The organism is Paeniglutamicibacter sp. ORCA_105 (assembly GCF_045798545.1).
Lineage (GTDB): Bacteria > Actinomycetota > Actinomycetes > Actinomycetales > Micrococcaceae > Paeniglutamicibacter > Paeniglutamicibacter sulfureus.
In genome coordinates, this window is sequence record NZ_JBIXLM010000002.1 from 44,196 (window position 1) to 69,232 (window position 25,037).

Annotated in this window: 23 protein-coding genes and 4 tRNA genes; 17 read left to right on the plus strand and 10 right to left on the minus strand. The window is 66.2% G+C overall.

Annotated elements, in window-relative coordinates; all coding sequences use genetic code 11:
- Window positions 1-144 precede the first annotated feature (144 nt).
- Window positions 145-1,101 (minus strand): EamA family transporter RarD, encoded by a 957-nt coding sequence (gene rarD, locus ACIPUB_RS01280; protein WP_407605776.1) that lies wholly within the window; start codon window positions 1,099-1,101, stop codon window positions 145-147.
- Window positions 1,102-1,385: 284 nt separating this feature from the next.
- Here rarD and ACIPUB_RS01285 point away from each other — a divergent pair, with 284 nt between their 5' ends.
- A complete protein-coding gene (locus ACIPUB_RS01285; RefSeq protein WP_407605777.1) occupies window positions 1,386-2,783 on the plus strand; it encodes an FAD-dependent oxidoreductase in 1,398 nt (465 codons plus the stop codon).
- 168 nt (window positions 2,784-2,951) lie between these two features.
- Here the strand turns inward: ACIPUB_RS01285 and ACIPUB_RS01290 are convergent, their stop codons facing one another.
- The gene (locus ACIPUB_RS01290) at window positions 2,952-4,466 is read right to left on the minus strand and encodes a catalase (RefSeq protein ID WP_407605778.1); all 1,515 of its coding nucleotides are present in this window, start codon (window positions 4,464-4,466) and stop codon (window positions 2,952-2,954) included.
- 40 nt (window positions 4,467-4,506) lie between these two features.
- Window positions 4,507-4,926 (minus strand): Fur family transcriptional regulator, encoded by a 420-nt coding sequence (locus ACIPUB_RS01295; RefSeq protein WP_407605779.1) that lies wholly within the window; start codon window positions 4,924-4,926, stop codon window positions 4,507-4,509.
- Window positions 4,927-5,026: 100 nt separating this feature from the next.
- On the opposite strand from ACIPUB_RS01295, the gene ACIPUB_RS01300 reads away from it, so the two are divergent.
- Entirely contained in the window at window positions 5,027-6,307 is a 1,281-nt protein-coding gene (locus tag ACIPUB_RS01300; RefSeq protein ID WP_407605780.1) for an MFS transporter, read from the plus strand.
- A gap of 106 nt (window positions 6,308-6,413) precedes the next feature.
- Window positions 6,414-7,286 (plus strand): zinc metalloprotease HtpX, encoded by an 873-nt coding sequence (htpX, locus tag ACIPUB_RS01305; RefSeq protein WP_264271430.1) that lies wholly within the window; start codon window positions 6,414-6,416, stop codon window positions 7,284-7,286.
- Between the two features lie 132 nt (window positions 7,287-7,418).
- On the opposite strand, the gene ACIPUB_RS01310 is transcribed toward htpX, so the two are convergent.
- On the minus strand, window positions 7,419-7,907 hold the full coding sequence (locus ACIPUB_RS01310; RefSeq protein ID WP_217389369.1) for a YajQ family cyclic di-GMP-binding protein: 489 nt from the start codon (window positions 7,905-7,907) through the stop codon (window positions 7,419-7,421).
- Between the two features lie 158 nt (window positions 7,908-8,065).
- Between ACIPUB_RS01310 and ACIPUB_RS01315 the strand changes: the two genes are divergently transcribed.
- A tRNA-Tyr gene (locus ACIPUB_RS01315) sits at window positions 8,066-8,147 on the plus strand.
- A 185-nt stretch (window positions 8,148-8,332) separates the two neighbouring features.
- On the opposite strand, the gene ACIPUB_RS01320 is transcribed toward ACIPUB_RS01315, so the two are convergent.
- Complete coding sequence (locus ACIPUB_RS01320) at window positions 8,333-8,746, minus strand: hypothetical protein (protein WP_407605781.1); 414 nt, start codon at window positions 8,744-8,746, stop codon at window positions 8,333-8,335.
- A gap of 339 nt (window positions 8,747-9,085) precedes the next feature.
- Here ACIPUB_RS01320 and trxA point away from each other — a divergent pair, with 339 nt between their 5' ends.
- Window positions 9,086-9,457, plus strand: a complete 372-nt coding sequence (gene trxA, locus ACIPUB_RS01325; protein WP_264271433.1) for a thioredoxin — start codon at window positions 9,086-9,088, stop codon at window positions 9,455-9,457.
- A gap of 13 nt (window positions 9,458-9,470) precedes the next feature.
- Here trxA and ACIPUB_RS01330 read toward each other — a convergent pair whose 3' ends face one another.
- Window positions 9,471-10,463, minus strand: a complete 993-nt coding sequence (locus tag ACIPUB_RS01330) for a DNA-3-methyladenine glycosylase family protein (protein ID WP_407605782.1) — start codon at window positions 10,461-10,463, stop codon at window positions 9,471-9,473.
- 95 nt (window positions 10,464-10,558) lie between these two features.
- Here ACIPUB_RS01330 and ACIPUB_RS01335 point away from each other — a divergent pair, with 95 nt between their 5' ends.
- Together ACIPUB_RS01335 and ACIPUB_RS01340 are read left to right on the plus strand one after the other, a co-directional pair.
- Window positions 10,559-11,935, plus strand: a complete 1,377-nt coding sequence (locus ACIPUB_RS01335; protein WP_407605783.1) for a cystathionine beta-synthase — start codon at window positions 10,559-10,561, stop codon at window positions 11,933-11,935.
- A 17-nt stretch (window positions 11,936-11,952) separates the two neighbouring features.
- Window positions 11,953-13,110: a cystathionine gamma-synthase gene (locus ACIPUB_RS01340; RefSeq protein WP_407605784.1), complete on the plus strand. Its 1,158-nt coding sequence runs from the start codon at window positions 11,953-11,955 to the stop codon at window positions 13,108-13,110.
- An 82-nt stretch (window positions 13,111-13,192) separates the two neighbouring features.
- On the opposite strand, the gene ACIPUB_RS01345 is transcribed toward ACIPUB_RS01340, so the two are convergent.
- Window positions 13,193-14,380, minus strand: a complete 1,188-nt coding sequence (locus ACIPUB_RS01345) for an amidohydrolase (protein WP_407605785.1) — start codon at window positions 14,378-14,380, stop codon at window positions 13,193-13,195.
- 59 nt (window positions 14,381-14,439) lie between these two features.
- Window positions 14,440-14,877, minus strand: a complete 438-nt coding sequence (locus tag ACIPUB_RS01350; RefSeq protein ID WP_264271438.1) for a hypothetical protein — start codon at window positions 14,875-14,877, stop codon at window positions 14,440-14,442.
- A gap of 146 nt (window positions 14,878-15,023) precedes the next feature.
- On the opposite strand from ACIPUB_RS01350, the gene ACIPUB_RS01355 reads away from it, so the two are divergent.
- From ACIPUB_RS01355 to ACIPUB_RS01380, 6 genes are all read left to right on the plus strand, one after another.
- Entirely contained in the window at window positions 15,024-15,713 is a 690-nt protein-coding gene (locus ACIPUB_RS01355) for an MOSC domain-containing protein (RefSeq protein ID WP_407605786.1), read from the plus strand.
- Window positions 15,714-16,036: 323 nt separating this feature from the next.
- On the plus strand, window positions 16,037-18,037 hold the full coding sequence (locus tag ACIPUB_RS01360) for a DEAD/DEAH box helicase (RefSeq protein ID WP_407605864.1): 2,001 nt from the start codon (window positions 16,037-16,039) through the stop codon (window positions 18,035-18,037).
- Between the two features lie 116 nt (window positions 18,038-18,153).
- A complete protein-coding gene (locus ACIPUB_RS01365) occupies window positions 18,154-19,293 on the plus strand; it encodes a DUF6226 family protein (RefSeq protein WP_407605787.1) in 1,140 nt (379 codons plus the stop codon).
- A 174-nt stretch (window positions 19,294-19,467) separates the two neighbouring features.
- A tRNA-Thr gene (locus ACIPUB_RS01370) sits at window positions 19,468-19,539 on the plus strand.
- Window positions 19,540-19,610: 71 nt separating this feature from the next.
- Window positions 19,611-19,684 (plus strand) — tRNA-Met (locus ACIPUB_RS01375).
- Window positions 19,685-19,836: 152 nt separating this feature from the next.
- Complete coding sequence (locus ACIPUB_RS01380; RefSeq protein ID WP_407605865.1) at window positions 19,837-20,493, plus strand: VTT domain-containing protein; 657 nt, start codon at window positions 19,837-19,839, stop codon at window positions 20,491-20,493.
- Here ACIPUB_RS01380 and ACIPUB_RS01385 read toward each other — a convergent pair.
- Window positions 20,490-20,657, minus strand: a complete 168-nt coding sequence (locus ACIPUB_RS01385) for a hypothetical protein (protein WP_407605788.1) — start codon at window positions 20,655-20,657, stop codon at window positions 20,490-20,492. The two genes, ACIPUB_RS01380 and ACIPUB_RS01385, sit on opposite strands and share 4 nt — an antisense overlap.
- A 35-nt stretch (window positions 20,658-20,692) precedes the next feature.
- On the opposite strand from ACIPUB_RS01385, the gene ACIPUB_RS01390 reads away from it, so the two are divergent.
- Window positions 20,693-20,764: transfer RNA gene (locus tag ACIPUB_RS01390), tRNA-Thr, on the plus strand.
- 69 nt (window positions 20,765-20,833) lie between these two features.
- Here the strand turns inward: ACIPUB_RS01390 and ACIPUB_RS01395 are convergent.
- Window positions 20,834-21,442 carry a DedA family protein gene (locus tag ACIPUB_RS01395; RefSeq protein WP_264271449.1) on the minus strand — a complete coding sequence of 203 codons (609 nt, stop codon included), beginning with the start codon at window positions 21,440-21,442 and terminating at the stop codon, window positions 20,834-20,836.
- A gap of 279 nt (window positions 21,443-21,721) precedes the next feature.
- On the opposite strand from ACIPUB_RS01395, the gene ACIPUB_RS01400 reads away from it, so the two are divergent.
- Genes ACIPUB_RS01400 through ACIPUB_RS01410 form a run of 3 tightly spaced genes read left to right on the plus strand, consistent with a single transcriptional unit; the run spans window position 21,722 to window position 25,027 of the window.
- On the plus strand, window positions 21,722-23,773 hold the full coding sequence (locus ACIPUB_RS01400) for a hypothetical protein (RefSeq protein ID WP_407605789.1): 2,052 nt from the start codon (window positions 21,722-21,724) through the stop codon (window positions 23,771-23,773).
- 1 nt (window position 23,774) lies between these two features.
- Complete coding sequence (locus tag ACIPUB_RS01405) at window positions 23,775-24,710, plus strand: DUF2797 domain-containing protein (protein WP_407605790.1); 936 nt, start codon at window positions 23,775-23,777, stop codon at window positions 24,708-24,710.
- A gap of 32 nt (window positions 24,711-24,742) precedes the next feature.
- On the plus strand, window positions 24,743-25,027 hold the full coding sequence (locus ACIPUB_RS01410; RefSeq protein WP_407605791.1) for a hypothetical protein: 285 nt from the start codon (window positions 24,743-24,745) through the stop codon (window positions 25,025-25,027).
- The last annotated feature ends 10 nt before the right edge of the window (window positions 25,028-25,037 follow it).

Sequence of the window (25,037 nt, forward strand, 5' to 3'; positions counted from 1 at the left end):
AGCCGGAAAGTTGTCCAGTTCATTTGGACAACTGACCGGCTCCTTTCTTCGTTCCCGGGCGCGGCTGGCACCAAGCGAGGCGGCTCGGAAACGGACGGGCGACCGGCGCGTCTTGCGACGTCGACGCTCACGGGAATGGACTCCCTAGGCCACCTTGACGGGCACGATGCGACGGGGCAGGCGCGCCATGTCGATGCACAGCAGGATCACCGCGACCCAGACCAGCGAGAAGCCGATGAGGCGCTCCGGCGGCATGGGTTCCTTGAAGACCACCAGCGCCACGATGAACTGCAGGATGGGGGCCAGGAACTGCAAGGTGCCGATGGCGGTCAGGGGCAGGCGGCGAGCGGCAGCCCCGAAGAGCAGCAGCGGAACAGCGGTGATGACCCCGCTGGAGGCCATCAGCCAAAAGTGCGCAGGTCCGGCGGACAGCACCGTGTCGGTGTTCGTGGCAACCAACCAGGCCATGAACCCGAGGGCCGGGAGGGCCAGGATCGCGGTCTCCATGCTCAGCGAGGTCAACGCGGTGGCGGTGCGGCCCACCCGGTTCTTCACGAAGCCGTACAGGCCGAAGGAGAACGCCAGCACCAGCGCAACCCAGGGCACGTTGCCGTAGGCGAACGACAGCGTCGTGACGGCGGCAAGGCCGAACCCGATGGCCACCCACTGCATCCGGCGCAGCCTTTCCTTCAGGAAGAGCACGCCCAGGGCGATCGACACGAGGGGATTGATGAAGTACCCCAGCGCGGCTTCCGCCGCGTGACCGTTGAGCACCGCGTAGGTGTAGGTCAGCCAGTTCACCGCAATGAGGACGGAAGCCACGGTCAGGCGGGCCATGGCCCGGCGGTCGCGGCCCAGCGCGATGAACCGACGCCAGTTCCTGGTCACCAGCAGCAGGATCGCGCAGAAGACCAGCGAAAAGACGATGCGGCCGGCGACGATTTCCACGGGGGAGGCGATGGCAATGGTGAGGAAGTACAGCGGAAGTATTCCCCACAGGCCGTAGGCGCCCAGGCCCTGGAGCAGTCCCGCGTTGCGTTCGTTTGCGGGGGCGCTCGAAGCCGCGGTGGTCGTCGTGGCCGGGGAGGGCGTGGAGGTCATGGTCTCTTCAACCGGGATTGCATGGTTTCCATTCCGGGTGCGCGTGCACGCTGGTCGGGGATCGGTGCGCAGCCTGCGCGCCGAACCGAGCCTATCGCGGGACCGAATTCCCCGGACGACGGGCCTGTCGGGCCCGGCACGCCGGGGGCCTGCTTCGTGCGGATCCGGCCCCGGGGAGCGTGAGCATGCGCACACCGGTTCACGTTTAGCGGCCGTGGCCAATTAGACTAGCGTGGCGTGCGCTATTTGTGCGCCCAATGATCATTCTCCGGAAGGAACCCCTCGTGTCCGATTCAGCAGTTCGCCCGCTCCGTGTCGCCATCATCGGGGCAGGGCCGGCTGGCGTCTATGCTGCCGACATTCTCACCAAGGCGGAGCGCGAATTCGAGGTCAGCATCGACCTGCTCGATGCCTACCCCGCGCCCTATGGCCTGATCCGCTACGGCGTGGCACCGGACCACCCGCGCATCAAGGGAATCGTCAACGCGCTGCACAAGGTCCTGGACCGCGGAGACATCCGCTTCCTCGGGAACGTGACCTACGGACGCGACCTGAAGCTGCACGACATCCGCGACATGTACGACGCGGTCATCTTCGCCACCGGCGCCATCAAGGATGCCCGCATGGACATCCCGGGCATCGACCTCCAGGGGTCCTTCGGGGCCGCGGACTTCGTCTCCTGGTACGACGGGCAGCCCGACGTGCCGCGCAACTGGCCGCTGGAGGCCAAGGAAATCGCCGTCCTGGGCAACGGCAACGTGGCCCTGGACGTGGCCCGCGTGCTCTCCAAGCACGCCGAGGACCTCCTGGTCACCGAGATCCCGGACAACGTCTTTGCGGGCCTGAAGGATTCGCCGGTCACCGATGTCCACATTTTCGGGCGCCGCGGCCCCGCCCAGGTCAAGTTCACCCCGCTGGAGCTGCGCGAACTGAGCCACAGCCGCGACGTCGACATCGTGCTCTACCCGGAGGACTTCGAGTTCGACGAGGCTTCCGACGCGTTGATCAAGTCCAACAACCAGGTCAAGACCATGGTCAACACGTTGACCAACTGGATCGTGGAGGAACAGGACACCGGCGCCTCGCGCCGCCTGCACCTGCACTTCCTGCACAACCCGATCGAGGTGCTCGGCGAGGACGGCAAGGTCGCCGGCATCAAGTTCGAGCGCCAGGAGCTCGACGGCACCGGCAATGTGCGGGGCACCGGCGAGATCGTCGAGTACCCGGTCCAGGCGGTCTACCGCGCCATCGGGTACCTCGGCTCCGAACTGGCGGAGATCGAGTTCGACGAGAAGCGCGGAGTCATCCCCAACGAGGGCGGACGGGTGCTTGACGCCGCCGGCTCCCACGTGCCGGGGCTCTACGCCACGGGTTGGATCAAGCGGGGCCCCGTGGGCCTGATCGGCCACACCAAGGGCGATGCCCTGGAGACCATCGGGAACCTGTTGGAGGACCGCCTGTCGTTGCCGGTTGCCGGCAACCCCGACGAGGACGCGATCATCAAGTTGCTGGAGTCCCGCGGTGTTCAATACACGACCTGGGACGGCTGGAAGAAGCTGGACGCGCACGAGATTTCCCTCGGCACCGCAGCGACCCCCACGCAGACCTCCAACGGACCGGTCGACCGGGCCCGAATCAAGGTCGTGGAGCGCGAGGAAATGGTCAGGATCTCCCGGGACTAGTTCGCCGGGCTAAGCTGTACCTGGGCAGGGGCCCGTATTTTTCGAAGTAGCGGAAAATGCGGGTCCCTGTTCTTTTTGACTTTCGGGCCCGGATCGACGACAAAGCGGCCCGCCCTCCCGAAGGAGGACGGGCCGCTTGATCGGCGTTGAGATGCCAAAGGTGGCAGGTTAGGCCTTGCCGGCCATTTCCGCGGCACCGTCGGTGGAGCCGGCAACGCCTGCAGCGTAGGCGTTGCGCAGGATCGAACCGAGGTTCGCATCGACGTTGGTCCAGTACTGGAAGAAGCCTTCGCGGATGGACTCGATGGTGATGCCCTGGCACTGGCCCAGCAGGGTCGCGTGGAAGCGCTCCTTGGCAGCTGCATCGTAGACCTCGCGGTACAGGGTGCCTGCCTGGCCGAAGTCGTCGTCCTCGGAACGCAGGGTCTGCGCGGAGCGGACCATTTCGCCGTCGGTTTCCCAGCCGCCCTCGCCGGCGCGCTCGGGCTGTGCAGCCGGGCCGCCGAAGGAGTTCGGGGTGTAGACGCGGGCGTCTGCGTCGTTGAAGTGGTACTGCATGGAACCCTCATGCATGTAGTTGTTGACCGTGGCCGCGTGCGGCTGGTTGACCGGCAACTGGTTGTAGTTGGTGCCGATGCGGTTGCGCTGTGCATCCGGGTAGGAGAACACGCGGGCCATCAGCATCTTGTCCGGGCTGATGTCGATGCCCGGGACCAGGTTCGACGGGGAGAACGCTGCCTGCTCGATCTCGGCGAAGAAGTTGCGGGGGTTGCGGTTCAGCGTGAAGTGGCCAACCGGGATCAACGGGTAGTCCGCGTGCGGCCAGACCTTGGTCATGTCGAACGGGTTGAAGCGGTAGGTCTTGCCCTCTTCGTACGGCATGATCTGGACCTTGACGTCCCAGGTCGGGAAGTTGCCGGCCTCGATGTTGTCGAACAGGTCGCGGCGGTAGAAGTCGGCGTCGGAGCCTGCAAGCTTCTCGGCCTCTTCGTTGGACATGTTGTGCACGCCCTGGCGGGAGTGGAAGTGGTACTGCACCCAGAAGCGCTCGCCCTCGGCGTTGATCCACTGGTAGGTGTGCGAGCCGTAGCCGTTCATTTCGCGCCAGGAGGTCGGCAGGCCGCGGTCGCCCATCAGGTAGGTCACCTGGTGTGCGGACTCGGGGGAGTGGGTCCAGAAGTCCCACTGCATGTCCGCGTCGCGCAGGCCGGAGGCGCCCAGGCGCTTCTGCGAGTGGATGAAGTCCGGGAACTTAAGACCATCGCGGATGAAGAACACCGGGGTGTTGTTGCCCACGACGTCGTAGTTGCCCTCGGTGGTGTAGAAGCGAAGTGCGAAGCCGCGCACGTCGCGCCAGGTGTCGGGGGAGCCCTGTTCGCCGGCGACCGAGGAGAAGCGCAAGAGCGTCTCGGACTTGGCGCCCGGCTGGAAGACGGCTGCACGGGTGTACTTCGAGACGTCTTCGGTGACGGTGAATTCACCGAAGGCTCCGCCGCCCTTGGCGTGCGGGTTGCGCTCCGGCACGCGCTCGCGGTTGAACGCGGCAAGCTTCTCGACGAGGTAGCGGTCGTGGAGGGCGGTGATGCCGTCCGGGCCGGAGGTCAGCGAATGGGCATCGCTGGCAACGGGGGCGCCGCTCTGGGTGGTGGTGAAGTTCTCGCTCAAGAGATTCTCCTTCTTCATGTGGGTTGGTAACTCTTCTGCCGGATTCCCCGGCGGGCGGCTAGGCCGCGCCGGTTTTCCTGCAGTCTTCACAGATGCCCTGGTAAAGGACATCGGCAATCTGGATTTCCATGCCGTGGCTGTCCGAAGGGGTCAGGCAGGGGGCGTGGCCCACCGCGCATTCCACGTCTTCGATCCGGCCGCAACTGGTGCAAATGGCGTGATGGTGGTTGTCATTGACGCGGGTCTCGTAGAGGGCCGCTGAGTGCGGCGGGGTGAACCGTCGCAATATGCCTTGTTCCGTCAGATCATTAAGCACGTTGTAGACGGACTGGATGGAAACATCCGGCAACGCCTGGTGGACCGCGGCGACAACTCTCTCCGCCGAGGAGTGCGGGTGGCTCTCCACGGCATCGAGCACGGCAAGGCGTCCGCGGGTAACCCGCAGCCCCAGCTCGCGCATCTGTGCCGAATAGTCCATGTGATCTATTCCACCGTCTTATTTTGAATATGTCAAGATAAGAGGAGCGTGTCGTCGAGCATGTCGCTAGAGTCGTCGAGCATGTCGCTAGACTCGATCCGTGGCCCGACTCCTTGCCGACCTGACACCTTTGCGCCAAAGCCCGGCCTTCAAGCGGTTGTGGATCGGCAACACGCTTTCGGCGGTCGGCGGACAACTCACCCTCGTGGCGGTCAGCCTCGAGGTCTACGCGCTGACGGGCTCCAGCCTCTACGTCGGCCTGCTGGGCGCCTTCGCGCTGGTGCCGCTGGTGTTGACGGGCCTGTACGGCGGCTCCATCGCCGATGCGCACGATCGCCGCAAGGTCGCGCTGGCCTCCGCCATGGTCCTGTGGGCAACCACCGCCGCCATTGCCGCCCAGGCATGGCTGGGCGTGGACAACGTCTGGGTGCTGTACGGGCTGGTGGCCATCCACTCCGGGGCCGGGGGCATCAACCAGTCCACCCGCGGAGCCATCATCCCGGCGATCGTCGGGCTCAAGCTCCTGCCGGCGGCCAATTCGCTGAACATGGTCACCTTTGGCATCGCCCAGATGATCGGCCCGTTGCTCGGCGGGCTGCTGGTGGCCCAGATTGGCTTCGGCTGGACCTACACCATCGACGTGCTGACCTACGGCGCCGCGGTGTGGTCCGTCTACAAGCTGCCGGCACTGCCCCCGGAGGGCACACCGGCCAGGGCAGGGCTGCGTTCGGTCATCGAGGGCTTCAGGTTCCTGGGCACCCAGCCCAATGTGCGCATGACCTTCCTGATCGACATCGCGGCCATGGTCCTGGCCGCACCCCGGGCACTGCTTCCCGCCATTGGCGCAGTGCTGATTGGCGGCGGCGAACTGACCATGGGCGTTCTCCTGGCTGCAACAGCCATGGGCGCGTTCCTGGCGGGACTGTTTTCCGGGCCCGTGGGACGGATCCACCGCCAGGGCGCGGCGGTGTTTCTCTGTGTCTGCGCGTGGGGTGCGAGCATCGGGCTTTTCGGCATGGTCGTCATCCTGGCCGCACGCAGCCCGGTTCCGTCCGACGGTTCGGCTGGTGCCTGGCTCTGGCCCGCGGCCGCCTGCATGGCGCTGGCCGGCGTCGCCGACGCCGTTTCCTCGGTCTTTCGCACCACCATCCTGCAGACCGCCACCCCCGACCACCTGCGCGGGCGCCTACAGGGTGTATTCATCGTGGTGGTCGCCGGCGGGCCGCGGCTGGGGGAAATGCTCTCCGGTTCGGTGGCAGGGGGCATCGGCGAGGGGTGGACCCTGCTGGCGGGCGGCATCGCCTGCATCGTTGCAGCCGCCGCTTTGATGCGCTGGGAGCCGGGATTCCTGCGGTACGACGCGCGGCACCCAGCTCCCTGAGAGAGAATGCCCGGCGGGAACAAAGCACGCTCTCAGGTGCGTTTACTAGACTGAATGCCAGACCCGGCCCCCGGCGGCCGGACCGTACCCCAAGGAGAGAACCACGGTGCACAATCACAACAACGGCCTGAAGACGGCGGGGTTGCTCGGCGGCATGTTCGCGCTGCTGCTGGCCATTGGCGCCCTGCTGGCCTCGGGGACCGGAAGCAGCAGTTTTATCTGGATCTTCGCCCTTATCGGCGTGGCGACCACCGCCTACGGATACTGGAACAGCGACAAGCTGGCGATCCGCTCGATGCAGGCTTACCCGGTCACCGAGGCAGAACAGCCCGAGATGCACCGGATCGTCCGCGAGCTCTCCATTGCCGCCCAACAGCCCATGCCGCGCCTCTATGTTTCGCCGACCCAAGCGCCAAACGCCTTCGCCACCGGGCGCAACCCGGAAAATGCCGCGGTGTGCTGCACCGAGGGCATCTTGCAGCTGCTGAACGAACGCGAGTTGCGCGGGGTGCTGGGCCACGAGCTCATGCACGTGTACAACCGCGACATCCTCACCTCTTCGGTGGCCGCGGCCGTCGCCGGAGTCATCACGTCCGTGGCCCAGATGATGCTCTTCTTCGGCGGCGGCGACCGCCGTAATGCCAACCCCCTCGCCATGATCGCCCTGGCATTGCTGGCGCCCTTGGCCTCCACAGTCATCCAGATGGCCATCAGTCGAACCCGCGAATACGACGCGGACGAAGACGGCGCCAAGCTGACCAACGACCCACTGGCGCTGGCCTCGGCATTGCGCAAGCTCGAGAGCGGGGTGCAGCGCGCCCCGCTGCCGGCCGATGACCAGCGCTTGGTCAACACCTCGCACCTCATGATCGCCAACCCGTTCCTCGGCGGGGCCAAGAAGCTCTTCGCCACCCACCCGCCGATGGACGACCGCGTTGCCCGGCTGGAAAGGATGGCTGGCCGCTCGCTGGGCTACTAAGCGACCGCCCGCTTCCTTCCCCATGCGGGGCGTCAAGACAAGGCGTCAACGCAAAGGGAGGCTGTCGTCACCTTGCGGTGAACTGACAGCCTCCCTTTGTCTGCGGCCGAACCCCGCCGCAGTGAAGTCCGTTTAGCGGAAGTTCACAAACTGCAGGTCTGCTTCCTCAAACCCTCGCAGCAGAGTCATGGTGGCCTGCAGGTCGTCGCGGGACTTGGAGGACACGCGAAGTTCGTCACCCTGGATGGTGGACTTCACGCCCTTGGGGGCCTCGTCGCGGATCAACTTGTTGATCTTCTTTGCCACATCCTGGGCGATGCCTTCAACGATCTCGGCCTCGATGCGGTATTCCTTGCCCGAGGCGAAGGGTTCGCCCGCTTCCAGGGACTTGAGCGAGATGTTGCGCTTGACCAGCTTGGACTGGAACACGTCGAGAACCGCCTTGACGCGCTCCTCGGAGTTGGCCTTCATCAGGATCTTCTCGCCGCTGAAGTCGATCTCGGCTCCAATGCCCTTGAAGTCGTAGCGCTGGACAATTTCCTTCTGCGCCTGGTTCAGTGCATTGGACACTTCCTGGCTGTCGACCTTGCTGACAACATCAAAAGTTGAATCGCTCGCCATGTGAGCCTCCTTGGGTGGTGATTGTGCTTTGCCTACAAGACTACCGGGGCACCGCAAAACCCCGGAAAACCCGGGGTCTGACGCGCCGGGAAACCCTCGATTTGCACTCTTGGGAAAAGGTCATGTAGAGTTTCTACTCGTTCCGAAGGGAACAATTCGGCAGATTACCCGAGCGGCCAAAGGGGGCTGACTGTAAATCAGCTGGCAACGCCTTCACTGGTTCGAATCCAGTATCTGCCACCGAATGAATGAAGCCCGTGTTCAAATCCAAGAGATTTGGACACGGGCTTTTTCGTGCCCCGCCCCCCCCAACAGTGCAGGTGGCACCATCATTGCTCGACCGAATCAAGGGGGTCGGGCGGCGGGGCTTCCATCCTGGACGTGACCCACTCAACATCCAGCGCAAAATTCCCGCCACCCAAGTTTCAAGCTGCCAACTTTTCGTTCATCGGGACCACGTAGATGTCCCAGAGCAACATGATTGAATCCCTCGGGGCGGACAGCACTGCGTGGTAGTGCGCCCACTGCCATTCTGTGGCTCCATGGTCTTCCAGCGGCTTGGGAGGGCACGAACCGGGAGTCAGCCACCGTGTGCCGTTCCAGATGGCCTGTAGCGGTCCAACGGCCGTTGCCGCAGAGGTGGTGTCTTCCAAGGGGACGGGACGGGAAACCTTTTCCTGGATCCGCAGCGCGGGTGCAACTGCGAAGGGCGTGGATTCAACGATGGCCAAATCCATGGGCAGTGCGTCGACGTAGCGCTCCGCCAGCAGCATTCCTTCGGAGAGTGCCTTGCGCCCGGATTCCCCGGTCGTTATCAGCAACAAGGTGCAGCGTGTCATGTCCGTGTTGGCAGCCGACCCGCAACGCGTCTACTCGGTCCGGGTCAGGATGCATCCTTCCTGTTATCCGTGGAACCCGGTGCGCCGATCGGGGCACCGGGACTGGCCGGCGAACCGGGCGGGAGCACAGCTGCCCGCCTTTCGCCCGATGCTTTGGTGGATGGTTGCCTCCTTGGTTGGCCGTGGCATTACCTCGAGCATACGGCCGCGTGCGCACGGCCGGGCGCCGGCCGACAAACTTGTGGATAACCTGGATCCGGAGGCGTGAAAACAGCACGGGAAAGCCAAAAACGGGGTGCCGACTGCGGCGACTTCGGCATCTCGCGGTACCGTTGGTATATGGCTACTATCAATATCACCGAGTCTGAGTTCACGACGACGCTGGATGAGAATGACATTGTCTTCGTAGATTTCTGGGCGGAGTGGTGTGGACCGTGCCGCCAGTTTGCCCCGGTTTATGACGAGATATCCGAGAAGTACCCCGACGTTAAATTCGCCAAGGTGGACACCGAGGCGGAGCAGGGACTGGCACGCGCTGCGAACATCACCTCCATCCCCACGTTGATGGCCTTCCGCGACAAGGTCCTGGTCTTCTCGCAGCCCGGCGCAATGAACGCCTCGCAGCTGGACGACCTCATCGTGGCCGTCAAGGGCATCGACATGCAGCATGTCCACGCGCAGATCGCCGAGCAAGAGGCCCAGGCCCAGTAGGTTCCGCCGCGCCCTAGCGGCGCCGGTGGTCCATCGGCGCCAGGCGCGGGCCAAACGCCTGCTTGCGTTGCCCGGAAAGCCCGATGAGGCGCACCACGCGCTGGCGATGCCCGGTGAAGGGCGCCAGCAATTCGAGCATCCCGGCATCGTCGACCCGGCGACCGGTGAGCACCTGCCCGACGAAAGCAGCCAGGTGGAAATCGCCCACCGAAACATGGTCGGCAGCCCCATGGGTGCGCTGCAGCACCTCGGCAATGCTCCACGGGCCCACTCCGGGTATTGATTCAAGGGCAGCATGCAGGGTCCCGGTGCCCATGGCGTTCTCCCGCCTGGCACCCAAGTCCATCAACGCCCAGCGCTCCAGGGCATTGGCTGCGGCCGCCGCACGGCGTGCTGTCGCGGAACGCTTCGAATCCACGCGCGCCTGGTGCCATTGCCACGGCTGCAGCGAACGGACTGCAGCCGGCGTCGGCGGCAGGCGCATTCCCTCCGGCGCGGGTCCCGGCGGCACGTCGCCGACGGCGAGGCAAAGGTGGCGCCAGGCGTAGTTTGCCTCGATCACCGTGACCTTTTGCTCGAGAATCGCCGGAAACAGGGCATCGAAGATACGCCCGGTGGACGGGAACCGCAGCCCGGGATTCGACTTTCGGCTGCGGAGCACGATCGGGTGCAGCAAGACCCGGGTTTCCGCGGCGTCGAAGGCACTCCAGTCGTCGTACGCGCCCAACAGATGCAGTCCGCGCTCCACCGCGTGCGCGGCACCCGGTCCCCAGGCGCGGAGCACGACGTCGGCTTCGATGCCGGCGGTGCGGGTGGCCAACAGGGTGACGGGACCGATCGGAGTGTGGAAGCACAACCAAGCGCCGTTTTCCGTGACCCGGGTGGCGGGGTCGCGGGCTCCGCGTTGCAGGATGCCCAGGGACTGGCGCAGGGAATACGGGCCGCGCGGCGTCCATGCAGCCTGTGCGTCGCATGACGGCAACGGGGTCGAAGGGGAATCGGGCATGCCTCAATACTCTCATCGGCGCCCCGCCTCCAACGCATGAAGATTCACTACGAACGGCGTCCGGAATGTGACGGGCCGCCGGTAGAGTGATCGCCATGAAGTATGCGCGCACAATCCTGGACCTGATTGGGAACACCCCGCTGGTCAAGCTCAATTCGGTCACGGACGGCATCGAGGCAACCATCCTCGTCAAGCTCGAATACCTGAACCCCGGCGGGTCCATCAAGGACCGCATTGCCTTGAAAATGGTGGAAAACGCGGAGGCCGACGGGAAGCTGCTCCCGGGCGGAACGATCGTTGAGCCCACCAGCGGCAACACCGGGGTCGGACTGGCCATGGTCGGTCAGCTGAAGGGCTACAAGACCATCTTTGTCACCCCCGACAAGGTCGGCGAGGAGAAGCGCGACGTGCTGCGCGCCTACGGTGCCGAGGTCGTGGTGACCCCCACCGCGGTCGCCCCCGATTCCCCGGAGTCCTACTACGGAGTCTCCGACCGCCTGGTGCGCGAGATCCCCGGGGCGTACAAGCCAGACCAGTTCTCCAACCCCGCCGCCCCGGTGAGCCACTACGAGACCACCGGCCCGGAAATCTGGAACGACACCGACGGCACGCTGACCCACGTGGTCATCAGCGCCGGCACCGGCGGCACCATCACCGGCACCGGCCGCTACCTGAAGGAAGTTTCCGCCGACCGCGCCTCCGGCCCGGTCAGGATCATCGGCGCGGACCCCGACGGCTCGGTCTACTCCGGCGGCACCGGCCGCCCCTACTTCGTCGAGGGCGTCGGCGAGGACATGTGGCCGGGCAACTACGACCCGGCGGTGCCCGACGAGATCATCGCGGTGACCGACGCCGACGCGTTCGCCATGACCCGCCGCCTGGCCAAGGAAGAGGGCCTGCTGGTCGGCGGCTCCTCCGGCATGGCAGTGGTCGCGGCGCTGCAGGCAGCGAAGGACCTTCCCGCCGAAGCCATCGTCGTGGTGATCCTGCCCGACGGCGGCCGCGGTTACCTGGGCAAGATCTTCAACGACGCCTGGATGCGCTCCTACGGGTTCCTGCGCGACGACTCCGCAGACACCGTGGGCCAGCTGCTCTCCGCCAAGCCCAGCGACCTGCCCGACCTGGTGCACACGCACCTGAATGAAACCGTCCGCGACGCCATCGGCGTCATGAACGAATACGGCGTCTCGGCCCTCCCGGTGCTTTCGGCCGAGCCCCCGGTCCGCCTGGGCGAGGTGCGCGGCTACATCGACGAGCGCACGCTGACCGAGAAGCTGTTCCGCAACGAGATCTCCCTGACCGACCCGGTGGGCCCGTTGGTGACCACCGCGCTGCCGCTGATCGGCATCCACGAAACCATTGACCGCGCCAAGGAACGGCTCTCCGAGCACGACGCCCTGCTGGTCACCGACGACGGGGCGGCCGTCGGGGTCATCACCCGGCACGACCTGCTGACCTACCTCACCCACTAAGAAAGTTGCGTCCAGACATGACTGAAAACATCCAAGGATTCAACACCCGCGCCGTGCACGCCGGGCAGGAATTCGAGCCGCGCACCGGGGCAGTGGTCCCGCCGCTGCACTTCTCCTCGACCTACGCCCAGGACGGCATCGGGAACCTGCGCGCCGGCTACGAGTACGGCCGCGGCGGCAACCCCACCCGCGATGCCCTGCAGGAGCAGCTCGCCGCGCTGGAAAACGGCACCCACGCCTACTCGTTCTCCTCCGGCCTGGCCGCCGAGGATTCGCTGATCCGCGCGCTGGCCGAACCCGGTGACCACATCGTGCTGGGCAACGACGCCTACGGCGGAACCTACCGGCTGATTTCCAAGGTCCTGGGCGGCTGGGGCATCGGCAACACGCCGGTGGACATGTCCGACCACGCGGCGCTGAAGGATGCCATCGCCGCCAACAAGACCAAGCTGGTCTGGGTGGAGACGCCGTCGAACCCGATGATGCGCATCTCCGACATCAAGGCCATCGCGGAGATCACCCATGCCGCCGGTGCCCTGCTGGTGGTCGACAACACCTTCGCCTCCCCGTTCCTGCAGCAGCCGCTGGACCTGGGTGCCGACGTGGTGGTGCACTCCACCACCAAGTACATCGGCGGGCACTCCGACGTGGTCGGCGGCGCCATCGTGGTCAAGGACCCGGTGCTGGCCGAGGCCATCGGCTTCATCCAGTTCGCCGTCGGCGCGGTCTCCGGCCCGATGGACGCGTTCCTGACCACCCGCGGCCTGAAGACCCTGGGCGTGCGCATGCGCACCCACTCGGAAAACGCGATGGCCGTGGCCCTGTGGCTGGAAAAGCGCCCCGAGGTCGAGGCAGTGCACTACCCGGGCCTGCCCACCCACCCGGGCCACGAGCTGGCCAAGGCGCAGATGCGCGACTTCGGCGGCATGGTCTCGGTGCAGTTCACCGGCGGCGAGAACGCGGCGCGCACCGTGGCAGAGGCCACCCACGTGTTCACCCTCGCCGAGTCCCTGGGCGGCATCGAATCGCTGATGAACTACCCCTCGGAGATGACCCACGCCTCGGTGAAGGGCACCGAGCTGGCGGTTCCGGTGAACCTGCTGCGCCTCTCGGTGGGCATTGAGGACGTCGAGGACCTGATCGCCGACCTCGAGCAGGCCTTCGCCAAGCTGTAGGCGGCAACCGAACGGCAACGAAGGACGGGCGGCGCCGCGGAGGGATCGATTCCCCCGCGGCACCGCCCGTTTTTCGTGGGTCCTACTCGGGCACGACCTTGCGGGAGGCCACCACCGGGGTGCGGGTCGCCGCGTCGTACTCCATGACCTGGACCCCGCCGATCCACACGCGCACGGCCCGGGACATGACATCCAGCGGATCCCCGCTCCACAGCACCAGATCCGCGTCCTTGCCGGCCTCGAGCGAGCCCAGCTTCCCGGCCAGGCCCAGCACCTTGGCAGGGTTCAGGGTCACTGCCCGCAGCGCGGTGTCCGCATCCAGCCCCTCCTTCACCGCCAGCGTGCACTGGTGGATGAGGAAGTTGATCGGGACCACCGGGTGGTCCGTGATGATCGAGATCTCGACCCCCGCCTCGGCCAGCCGCCGCGGGTTGGCCAGTGAGCGGCCGCGCAGCTCCACCTTCGACTTGGAGGTGAACAGCGGGCCGATGAGCACGGGAACCTTGCGCATCGCCACCACGTCGGCGATCACGTGGGCCTCGGTGCCGTGGTCAAGGACCAGGTCATAGCCGAACTCCGCGGCCAGGCGCAGGGCGGTGGCCACGTCGTCGGCGCGGTGGCAGTGCTGGCGCCACGGGATCTCGCGGCGCAGCACCATCCCCAGGGCCTCCAGCTTCGCGTCGCGCTTGGCCGGGTCGTTGGCGGCCAGGTAGTTCTGTGCCTCGATGAATGCCTGGCGGATCACCATGGCGTTGCCCAACCGGGTCGAGGGGGTCTTGTCCTTGGCGCCGTGGATGCGCTTGGGGTTCTCACCCAGGGCCGACTTGATGCCGCTGGGGGCCCGCAGCACCATCTCATCCACGTAGCGCCCGTGCGTGTGGATCGCCACGGTCTGCCCGCCGATCGGGTTCCCGGATCCGGGATTAACGTTCACGGTTGTCACCCCGCCGGCCAGCGCGTCGTCGAAGCCCGGGTCGAAGGGGTCGATGGCGTCGATGGCACGCACCGCGGCCATGTTCGGATCGGTCATCTCGTTCACGTCGGACCCGGCCTCGTGCTCGCCCTCGGGGTGCATGCCCAGGTGCACATGCGCGTCGATGAAGCCGGGCAGCAGCCACGCGCCCTCGGCATCAAAGACCGGGGTGTCTCCGGGGACCGGCAGGTCGGGACCCAAGGCGGCGATCAACCCGTCCTTGACCAGAAGCGTGCCGGTGAATTTCTCCCCGGCGATGGGCACGATGAATGCATTGGCGATGGCAAAGGTACTCATGATGGCACTCTTCCATGGTTTGCCGCCGCCTCAAATGCCAGGCGCCCACCCTCGTGGTGTCAGCCGGCGTTTTCCCGCTTGCGGCGCTGGCGTTCGGCCTTGCGCTGCGCGCGGGCTGCCTTGGACTGCGGGGCAAAGTACTTGACCGTGCCCGGACTGAAGAGCAGGGCCACGCCCACCAGCAGCAGCGCGCCGAAGATCCCCACGCGCACCCCGCGGGTCAGCAGCGGGATGCCCACAATGACCCCGCACCAGATCAGCGACATCCGGCCGGACAGCTTCCCGCGCCAGAGCTGGAGCGTGCAATAGCCGATGACCAGCCCCAGGCCCACCAGGGCGATGCCCGCGCCCCAAAATCCGGGGGCCTCGTTCCCGGGGCGCGTGGCGGCATTGAGGAAGAATCCGCCGGCGAACGCCAGGGCGGAAATCGCCGCGGCGCTCCACCACCAGCGGGCGGCACGCAACGAGGGCGGGAGCACGGGTTTCGTGTTTTTCACGCGGCGGCCACGGAATGGTTTTCAGGCTTCTCCATGCACCGCAGGTTACCCGATGATTGTCCCGCGGCGGATTTCGCGGCGCGCATCGGCCCTGGCAGCGCAAGATCCACACGGCCATCTCCCGCACCTCTTATAGGATTCATGTCATGAGTGTTTCCCCCGAATCCGGTGACCTTGCAGCGGGTCCCGTTGCCCACGGCACGCTTGAGGCGGTGTGCGTTGTCCATGCCCTGAAGCCCGATGCCGGGCCGGTGGGCACCACCGCCATCGACAAGCGCCCGATCGAAGGCCAGGTCAAGGTGCGCAAGATGGGCCTGTATGCGGATGTGCAGGTGGACCGCGAACACCACGGCGGCCATGACCAGGCGGTCTACGCCTACTCGCACACCGAGGCCGAACGCTGGGCCGGCGAGCTGGGCCGGGACATCCCCGCGGGCCTGTTTGGTGAGAACCTGCGGGTCTCGGGGATCGACACCACCGACGCGGTGGTGGGGGAGCGCTGGGCCATCGGCAAGGCCGTGGTGCTGGAAGTGACCAGCCCGCGGATTCCCTGCTCGACGTTCGCCCGGCACCTGGGGGAGGAGAATTGGGTGCGCCGGTTCACCGATCGCGGCGACGTCGGCTGTTTCCTGAAGGTGGTCAGGACCGGGAAGATCGCAGCCGGGGACGGCATCGCGGTGATCTCGCGTCCGGAACACGGGGTGCGGGTGCGCGACATCTTCGTCGGGCCCACCCTGGAACAGGCCCGGCGGCTGCTGGAACACCAACAGGCCAGCGGCAGCCAGTTGCCGGCCAAGGTCCTGCGCGCACTGCCACGGATAGAACCTGGGCAGTGACCGGCGGGCCCAAAGGGGCCATGCGAGGCACAACATTGACCGGCAGGGAAGCCCCGTGTGCGCAACCTCACCGGGCTCAAGTCCCACAAGTTACGCGAGGGACGATAGTATTAGGGAGTTCACTGTATCCGGCTTCCCTCGCATTCTGCCCAATTCTTGAGGCAGAAGCTCGTCGTGTGTGAGCCCGCCAAATACTTGCGGGTTGTTGCTTTCATAGGGGAGTCGCCGGACCAAAGTGATTGCGTCCGATTGTGCTGCGGAACCTCGTTGATACGGGGTCTATTCCGCCCCTATGAATGAGGTAATTCTCCGTGTCTACCGACATGTCCGAAAACCAGCCCACCGCCGAAGCCAAGACCGAAGAAGATTCGATTCTCTTCACCGACCTGGGTCTTGACGGCCGCGTTCTCGCCGCCGTCTCCGACCTGGGCTACGAAAAGCCTTCCCCGATCCAGGCAGCCACCATCCCGCTGCTGCTCGAAGGCCGCGACGTCGTCGGCGTTGCCCAGACCGGCACCGGCAAGACCGCCGCGTTCGCCCTTCCGGCCCTGTCGAAGATGGCCGAACTGGCCGACCTCAACGGCACCGCCCGCAACACCCAGGTCCTGGTCCTGGCCCCGACCCGCGAGCTCGCGCTCCAGGTCGCCGAGGCCTTCACCTCCTACGCCAAGCACATGGGCGACTTCACCGTCCTGCCCGTGTACGGCGGATCCGCCTACGGCCCGCAGCTTGCAGGCCTGCGCCGCGGCGCCCAGGTTGTCGTCGGCACCCCGGGCCGCGTCATCGACCACATCAACAAGGGTTCCCTGGACCTCTCGGACCTGCAGTACGTCGTGCTCGACGAGGCCGACGAGATGCTGCGCATGGGCTTCGCCGAAGAGGTCGACAAGATCCTCGAGGCCACCCCGGAAGAGAAGCAGGTTGTGCTGTTCTCGGCCACCATGCCGTCCTCGATCCGCCGCATCTCCAAGCAGTACCTGCGCAACCCGCAGGAAGTCTCGGTCAAGTCGAACACCTCGACCGGCACCAACATCCGCCAGCGCTACGTGCAGGTCATGGGAGCCCACAAGCTCGATGCCATGACCCGCATCCTTGAGTCGGAAAAGTCCGAAGGCGTCATCGCCTTCGTGCGCACCAAGATGGCAACCGAGGACCTGGCCGACAAGCTCAAGTCCCGCGGCTTCACGGCCGCCGCCATCAACGGCGACATCCCGCAGCAGCAGCGCGAGCGCACCATCGAGAACCTTCGCGATGGCAAGATCGACATCCTGGTCGCCACCGACGTCGCGGCCCGCGGCCTCGACGTTGAGCGCGTGTCCCACGTGATCAACTTCGATATCCCGCACGACACCGAGTCCTACGTCCACCGCATCGGCCGCACCGGCCGTGCCGGCCGCTCGGGCGACGCGATCCTTTTCATGACCCCGCGCGAGAAGTACTTGCTGCGTGCGATCGAGAAGGCCACCCGCCAGACGGTTGAGCACATGCACCTGCCCAGCGTCGACGCCGTCAACGACAAGCGCCTGGCCAAGTTCGCCGACCAGATCGGTGAGACCATCTCCTCGCAGGACCTCACCGTCTTCCGCAACCTGGTGGAAAAGTACTCCGCCGAGCACGAGGACATCACCGAGGTCGAGATCGCCGCGGCGCTTGCACACATGGCACAGGGCGGCCGCCCGCTGCTCATGCAGGAACTGCCCGTGGCCCCGGCCAAGCAGGCCCGCCTGGCAGGCGGCGGCAAGGACGGCTTCGGCTCCCGCGGCCCGTCCCGCGCCCTGACCGAAGGCAACGCCACCTACCGCCTCGCGGTGGGACGTCGCCAGCGCGTCATGCCCGGCTCCATCGTTGGCGCACTGGCCAACGAAGGCGGCCTGACCTCCGCCCAGATCGGCGGCATCGACATCCGTGCCGACCACACCCTGGTCGAGCTGCCGGCAGATCTTTCCGCGGACCAGCTCCGCTCGCTCTCCCGCACCCGCATCGGCGGCGAGCTGATCCACCTCGAGCTGGACAACGGCCGCAGCCCGAAGTCCGACCGCGAAGGCGGCCGCGAAGGCGGTTACCAGGGTGGCGGACGCGGCGGCTACGGCGGAGGCCGTGGCGGTGGCGGTGGCTACCGCGGTGGCAACGACCGTCGTTCCGAGGGCGGCTCCTCCGAAGGTGGCCGTGGCGGCTACGACCGCAACGCCGGTGGCGAGCGCAGCGGTGGCTACCGCGGCAACGCCGGTGCCGGTGCCGGTGCCGGAGAGCGCAGCTTCGGCGGCTCCTCGCGCAAGCCCCGCACCGCCGGTGGCACCGGTGGCCCGCGTCGTCGCGACTACTAAGCACTAAATAGACAATGACCCCCGGTGGGGGCGTGTTCCTGGAGACAGGGAGGCACGCCGCCGCCGGGGGTTTTGTCATTCCCCCCGGAAACCGCACTGGTTGGTAGGCTCCGGGCATGGACACGCAACCGCCGGTCTTCGATGCACCGGCCAGGCCCCGGCCCACCGCGCGCATGGTCCCCGGCCCCGGAACCGATCTTGCAGCGGATGTCGAACTGGTGGGCATCAGGCATTATCCGGGCTGGGACGACTTCGCTGACTATGCCCGGAAGCACGGCGAGGAGCCTGTGCGGCTGGCCCGCGACATGCCGGCCCTGCTGCATTTCATCCACGACCACCGGCAGGCACTGGAGCCGGCGGGCGGCCTGCGGCTGGCCACGGAGATCTTCCTGGGCAACACCGTGGCCCAGGCGCGGGAGGACGTCCGGTGGGAATCAACGGCTTCGGGGCAGATGATGGTCGGCGCGTTCGACCGTTACTACGACCCGCGGGTGATGATCGATGCCGTGGCCCAGGGCGGTGACCAGGCGGTGGAGCGGGCCGCGGCGCTGCTGGAAGAGTGGCTTGCCCAGGTGGTGCCTAAGCTGGCGCCGCTCAACCCGGTTCCGCGCCCTCCCGAGGCCGTGCCCGCTCCATACCGGCGCCCGCTGCTGGAGGAAGCCGTCTACCGCGACGGGGACGACGTGCCCATCAACTACGGACGCCGCTGGGCGGACGGGGAAACCCCGGAGGGCAGCTACGAACGCATCAGCCACCCCGAGCGCTTTGCCGGGCTTGGCCAGCTCGTGCTGGCGCTGGCCGCACACCTCGAGTCCAACTACCAGGTGCGGCGCGAGGATGCGCAACTGGAGGACGGCACGCGCATCACCCTGGTTCCGGCAGACCCTCTGGCCGCAACCATGCGCCTCGAATCGAGGACCGAAGGCGGGCAACCGACCGTGCGGGTCTTCGCCGGCGCCGCGCACGACTTCGTCGTCCCCTCATGCGGCTGCGATGCCTGCGACGAAACGCTGCAAAGTGCAGGCGACGAACTGGAGAACCTGGTGCTCGGAGTCGCGGCCGGGGGATTCGCCGAGCGCATTTACGACGTCGGCGGCCAACCGTGGATCCAGTTCCGGCTGACGGCGCCCGACGGGAACTCGCTCCGCGGCGGGGAAGGATCGGCCGACCCGAACAAGGACCTTGACGAGGCCAGGACCATGCTGGAAAAGGTGCCCGGTGGCTGGCACCCCTGGCCATTGCGGGCATTGTCCTGAAGGGCGGTGCAGCTGGCTGCCCGGAGACCCAAAATTCACCGGTGATTTAGGTCACCGAAACCAGACACCAATCGATGCCTGACCTGCCCCTTCCGGCCACTTTTGTGTGCTCGGTCACAAAGTGCCATCCCGATTTCACAGCGCAGAAAATTGCTGGTAGAGTTCTTACTCGTTGCCCCCCTAGCTCAGTGGTAGAGCGCGTTCTTGGTAAGAACGAGGTCACCGGATCGATTCCGGTGGGGGGCTCTGAATGGAATGGCCCGCGTCTTAGTCGGCTGGAAAGAGAATCGGACGCGGACGCGGGTTTTACCATTCGTGGCGGCTTAGCTCAGCTGGTTAGAGCGCACGACTCATAATCGTGAGGTCCCGGGATCGAGTCCCGGAGCCGCTACAGATTGATCCCCGTCTTCCTCGTGAAGGCGGGGATTTTTTGTTCCAGTCGGGATTTGGATCCGGGCCCGACCCGGCCGTGTTTGAAACACGATGCCATAGGGTTGTGCGGTGAGTCCATTTGCAAACCTGCCGACAACGCTCGCCGCGGCAATGGTACGGCCACCCACCGCCAGCTTTCTGCCTGACTGGCTGAATCCCGATGTCTTCCTGCGCGATCCGGCACTCGGCCCGTGGATCATCCTGCTGATTTGCGGCATCGTCTTTGCGGAAACCGGCCTGCTCGTCGGATTCTTCCTGCCGGGAGATTCCATGCTTTTTACCGCCGGGCTGCTGATCGCCACGGGCGCGCTGGATGTCAACCTGCCGCTCTTCACTGCGCTGATATTTGTATCAGCGTTTGTCGGGGACCAGACGGGCTACCTGATTGGGCGCAAGGCCGGCCCTGCGATCTTCAAGAGGCCCGACTCACGCTTCTTCCGTCAGGAGTACGTCGAAAAGGCGCATGCGTTTTTTGAGCGCTTTGGCGGCAGGGCGGTGGTGCTGGCCCGTTTCATCCCCATTGTGCGGACGTTCGTGCCCGTCATCGCTGGGGTCGCCCACATGAGCTACAGGACCTTCGTCCTCTACAACCTGCTCGGAGCCCTGTTATGGGGCGTTGGCGTCACCCTGCTGGGCTTCTGGCTGGGGCAGTACGAATGGGTGGGTGAAAACATCGACCTGATCTTCCTGGTCATCGTGCTGCTGTCGGTGATTCCCATCGGCCTTGAACTCCTCCTGGGAGGACGGCGACGGAGGGCCGCCGGCTAGCGCGGGCTGCGGAATCGTTGTTCGGCCCGTGAATCCGCGGCCCACGGGCCGGCCGAATGCCGAAGGGTGCCGGGTGATTCGCGGACGCGGGCCGGAGCGATGCCCTTCAGCGGGATCAGGCCGTGGGTGTGGCGTTGGTCATGTCGGTGGTTTTCGATGTGCATTTCATGGCGGTTATTGGGTAGAGTATTTTCTCGTTGCCCCCCTAGCTCAGTGGTAGAGCGCGTTCTTGGTAAGAACGAGGTCACCGGATCGATTCCGGTGGGGGGCTCGCAGAAAAAAACCGCGGTTGCCCCCAGGAAATGGGTGCAACCGCGGTTTTTATTTGCCGTGCAGGCGGCTACTTCCGCAGCGAAGTGTTTCCACTGGCGCGCGACACGATCCGGTCGATGAGGATTCCCAGGCCGATGGCCACCGCCACCGCCACCACGATTCCCAGCAGATGATTTTCCTCGAACCAGCGTCCAGCCAGTACCCCGATCAGGACCGAATAGGTTGCCCATCCCACGCTCGAAAAGCAGGTCAGGATAACGAAGGTCCGGTGGGGGAATCCGGTTGCCCCGGCCACCAGGTTCACCGCAACGCGGCCAATAGGAACGAATCGTGCAACCAGGATCAACGACACCGGGCGGAGCCGCAATTCATAGCCTGCCCAGGCAAAGGCATGTTGGAGCCGTTTTCGGCGCATCCAGGCAAACCTGTCTGTGCCTATGGCCCGCCCGATCAGGTATGCCACGTTGTCACCGACGAAGGCGCCCATCCCGGCCACCGCACCCAGGATCCAGGGATTCGGATTTCCCTGGGTGGGCACCAAGGAGGCCAACGCCACGACCAGCGATTCGCTGGGGACCGGCGGAAAGAAACCGTCGATTGCGCAGAAGAGGAAAATCATCAAATAGGAAAGCGGGTTTCCGGCAGCGGACAGGATGAAGTTGCTCAGCGCATCCAATGCAGTGGAAATAATGTCCAAGAGCGTTCCTGTTCGTTCAATGTTCGGCCCCGATGGGAGAAACCAAGAGCCCTCGTTCAAGGCTAACGATGACATTGGGCATTTCCTACTTCGGGGCCGGTTGTGTTCAATCCGGCTCAAATCCGGCGGTTCACATGGGGTGCCCGATAGGATGGATAAAGTGCGAAGCCGCAATCCTGTGTGCCCGACCTCCTGGGCGGGACTCGTTGAGGTCATTCGCTCACGAAGACCACGAACCTTCAGGAGAGGACGAAGCACATGCCGAAAGCGGACTTCAACCAAGAGTTCCCGACCCGTGCTTCATTGCGGCGCGCGCGCCAGGCCGAGCTGGACGCGCAGCAAACGACCAAGGATGAAGCGAAGAAGGCTGTCACGAAGCCTGGACCAGTCGATGAATTCGACGAAGTTCCCGAAACCATAGCCGACGGCACCCCGGCGGCTCCGGGCAAACAAGCCCCGGCGACTTCGGCCACCCCGGTGAAGCCAACGGCCGCAACAAATGCGAAAACCGCTCCCACGGCCGCATCGGTCGCAGACGGCTCCAACAAGGCAGCGGCCAAGCCGGCGCCAACGGTGCCGGGACACGCAAAGCCGGCTCCCGCACCGGCAAAGCCCGCTCCACAGCAGTCGGCCAAGCCCACCGCCACCCCGGTGCCAGGCAACGGCTCTAAGCCTGCCGCCACTCCGACGCCAGCCGTCAAGCCCGTGGCACCTGCGGCGAAGCCCGCTGCGGCGACACCGGCGGCGAAACCTGCTCCGAGCCCCGCAGCCAAAACGGTGACCCCGACTCCGGCCGCCAAGCCTGCTGCGACGGCTCCTGCCAAGCCCGTTGCGGCAGCACCGGCAGCGAAGCCTGCTCCGATCCCGGCACCGGCCAAAACCGGGACGCCCACTTCGGCTGCCAAACCAGCACCCGCTGCGACGCCCGCTGCCGCGACGGCCAAGCCGGCACCCGCTGCGAAGCCGGACGCCGTGAAACCTGGGGTCGCTCCAGCAGCCAAGCCCGCCGCAGTGGCTCCGGCCAAGCCCGCCGCTGCCGCTCCGGCCAGGCCCGCACCCGCAGCCAAGCCGGAAGCCTCGAAACCTGCGGCCGTACCGGCCGCCAAGCCTGCCGCTGCCGCCAAGCCCACACCCGCAGCCAAGCCGGACGCCTCGAAACCTGCTGCCGCTCAGGCCTCGAAACCTGCAGCCGCTCAGGACGCGAAGCCAGCCGCAGCGGCCCCGGCCAAGCCCGCCGTGGCGGTGGAGACCACGAAGCCTGCAACTCCCAAGCCCGCTGCAACCGCACCGGCACCGGACGCAACATCGGCCGATTCCGCTGCCGAAGACCTGTCGACACCTGAAGGCCGCCGTCAGGCCTTCCGCGAAATGAACCCCGCTGCAGGAACCCGAGACACGTTCCTGCGCCCGGAGGACGAAACGACGTTCCGTGCCGAGCGCGGCTTCCGCGGCTTCCTCTCCCGGCTGGGCTTCAACATGGAACCCTCCGCCGAAGAAGTCGAAGAGCGCACCTGGCGCCGCACGGTGGGCACCCGCCTGACCGAGCCCAAGACCATCTCGGTGGTCAATGGCAAGGGCGGGGCCAACAAGACCCCCACGGCGGTCCTGCTTTCGGCGGTCTTTGGGCGCAACACCGGGGACCCGGTCCTGGTCTGGGACAACAACGGAACCCGCGGCACCCTGGGCTGGCGCACCGTCCAGGGGCCCCACGCGTCCCACTCCATGGACCTGCTTTCGGCTGCCCCGCGGCTGAAGGACATCAAGGTCGGGGACCCCATCATCCACGACTACACGCACTACCAGCCCGAAGACTGCTACAGCGTGCTGCGCACCGACCCCACGCTTTTGGCCAGCGAGCAATTCGTCAACGCCGCCGACTTCGACCACCTGCACGAAGTCGTTTCGCGCTTCTTCGCCCTGACCATCGTGGACTCGGGGAACGACGAATCGGCCGAACGCTGGATGCGCATGATCGACCACACCGACCAACTGGTCATCGCCAGCACCACGGTGGAGGAACACGCCGAGGCCGGGGCCCTGCTGCTCGAGGCACTGGCCAAGCGCGGCGGGCACTACGCCGACCTGGCCCAAAACGCCGTCGTGATCGTGTCCCAGCACCAGCCGCACGGCAACCGCGAACAGCTCGACCGCATTGCCCACGGATTCCGCCGCCTGGCCCGCTCCGTGGTGACGGTTCCCTACGACGCGGCACTGGTCAAGGGACAGATCCGCTTCGAGGGACTGCGTCCGGCAACGCGCCGCGCCTGGCTGCACGCCACCGCCGCTGTGGCCGGGGCACTGCACGACTGAGGTGGAGAGCGCTGCCTTGCTCTGCCGCGGCATCCGGTGGCCCTCCACCCCGGGCAACCCGCGCCTGGTGCTCGATGACGCGGAGCACCACGGCCACGATGTCGCCCTGGAACCGGGCACGCGGCTGGGCTTCACCGTGTTGCCCGGGCGTTGGTGCCTGGGCCACCAGCTGATCCGGGACCGGCACCACCGCACGCTGGTGCCCTGCCCGCAGGATGCGGTGATCGCCAACGGCACCCAGTGCGCGGCCTGCGAGGCCGCCGACCAATCCCGGGCCATGCACGACTTCCACCGCAGCGGCCGCGCCGGCGCGGGCCTGCGCGACTACCTGGACCAGCCGCACTGGCTCTATGTGGCGACCTTCGCCACGGGGACCACGAAGGTCGGCACGGCGGCCGATCCCAGCAAGTGGCGGCGCCTGGCCGAACAGGGCGCGATCACCGCCCGCTACGTTGCCTGGAGCCCCGACGGGGCCAGCGTGCGGCACCTTGAGGACCTGGTGAGCGCAGAGCTCGGGTTCACCCAACAGGTGCGTGCCAATTCCAAGGTGCGCGGCCTGCTGGAAAACCATGACACCACCGGGCGCCTCGATGAGCTCAACGACGAGGCCGCCACCACGGTTCGCGCACTGGTTGCCGGACTCGCACCGGGCATCCTGGCCGGCTCCCGCGTCGCGGAGGAAACCTGGAACGCCCCGGAACAGGGACGGGTCCTGCTTGCCGGCTTCGACGCCCAGGACCTGCAGCCGTATCCCGGTTTCCTGGGCGAAGCCGCCCACGGCTTCGAGGTCGCCGCGGTTTGCGGCCAGGCCCTGGGCGTGAGGCTGGGCGGGCAACCGGAGATCTTCGTCGCCAACGCCGCACTGCTCAAGGGGCGCAAGCTCGTGCCGGGCGATCATGTGACCGATTCGCCGCCGGTCCAAGGCGCCCTGTTCTGAATCGATTTGCCGTGCTGAATTAGGATTGACTCATGACCAATACCCCCTGGGAAGCATCGTCCGGACTCTACAAGAAGCTGACCTTCGGATCGATGGCGGTTTCCGGCACGGGCATCATCCTGGCCATCATCGGGGCCAACACCGACAACCGCCCGCTGATGTACACGGCACTGGGCATCATCGGCATCGGACTGGTGACCCACGTCATCGGGCTGGTGGTGCGGGCCCGCGACGCCCGCGCCTGGCGCGTGTCGCAGGGGCTGGTCCCGGCCAAGCGACCCAAGCGCGACAAGCGCGCACCCCGGGACACCCCCTAGCGTCCCCCCA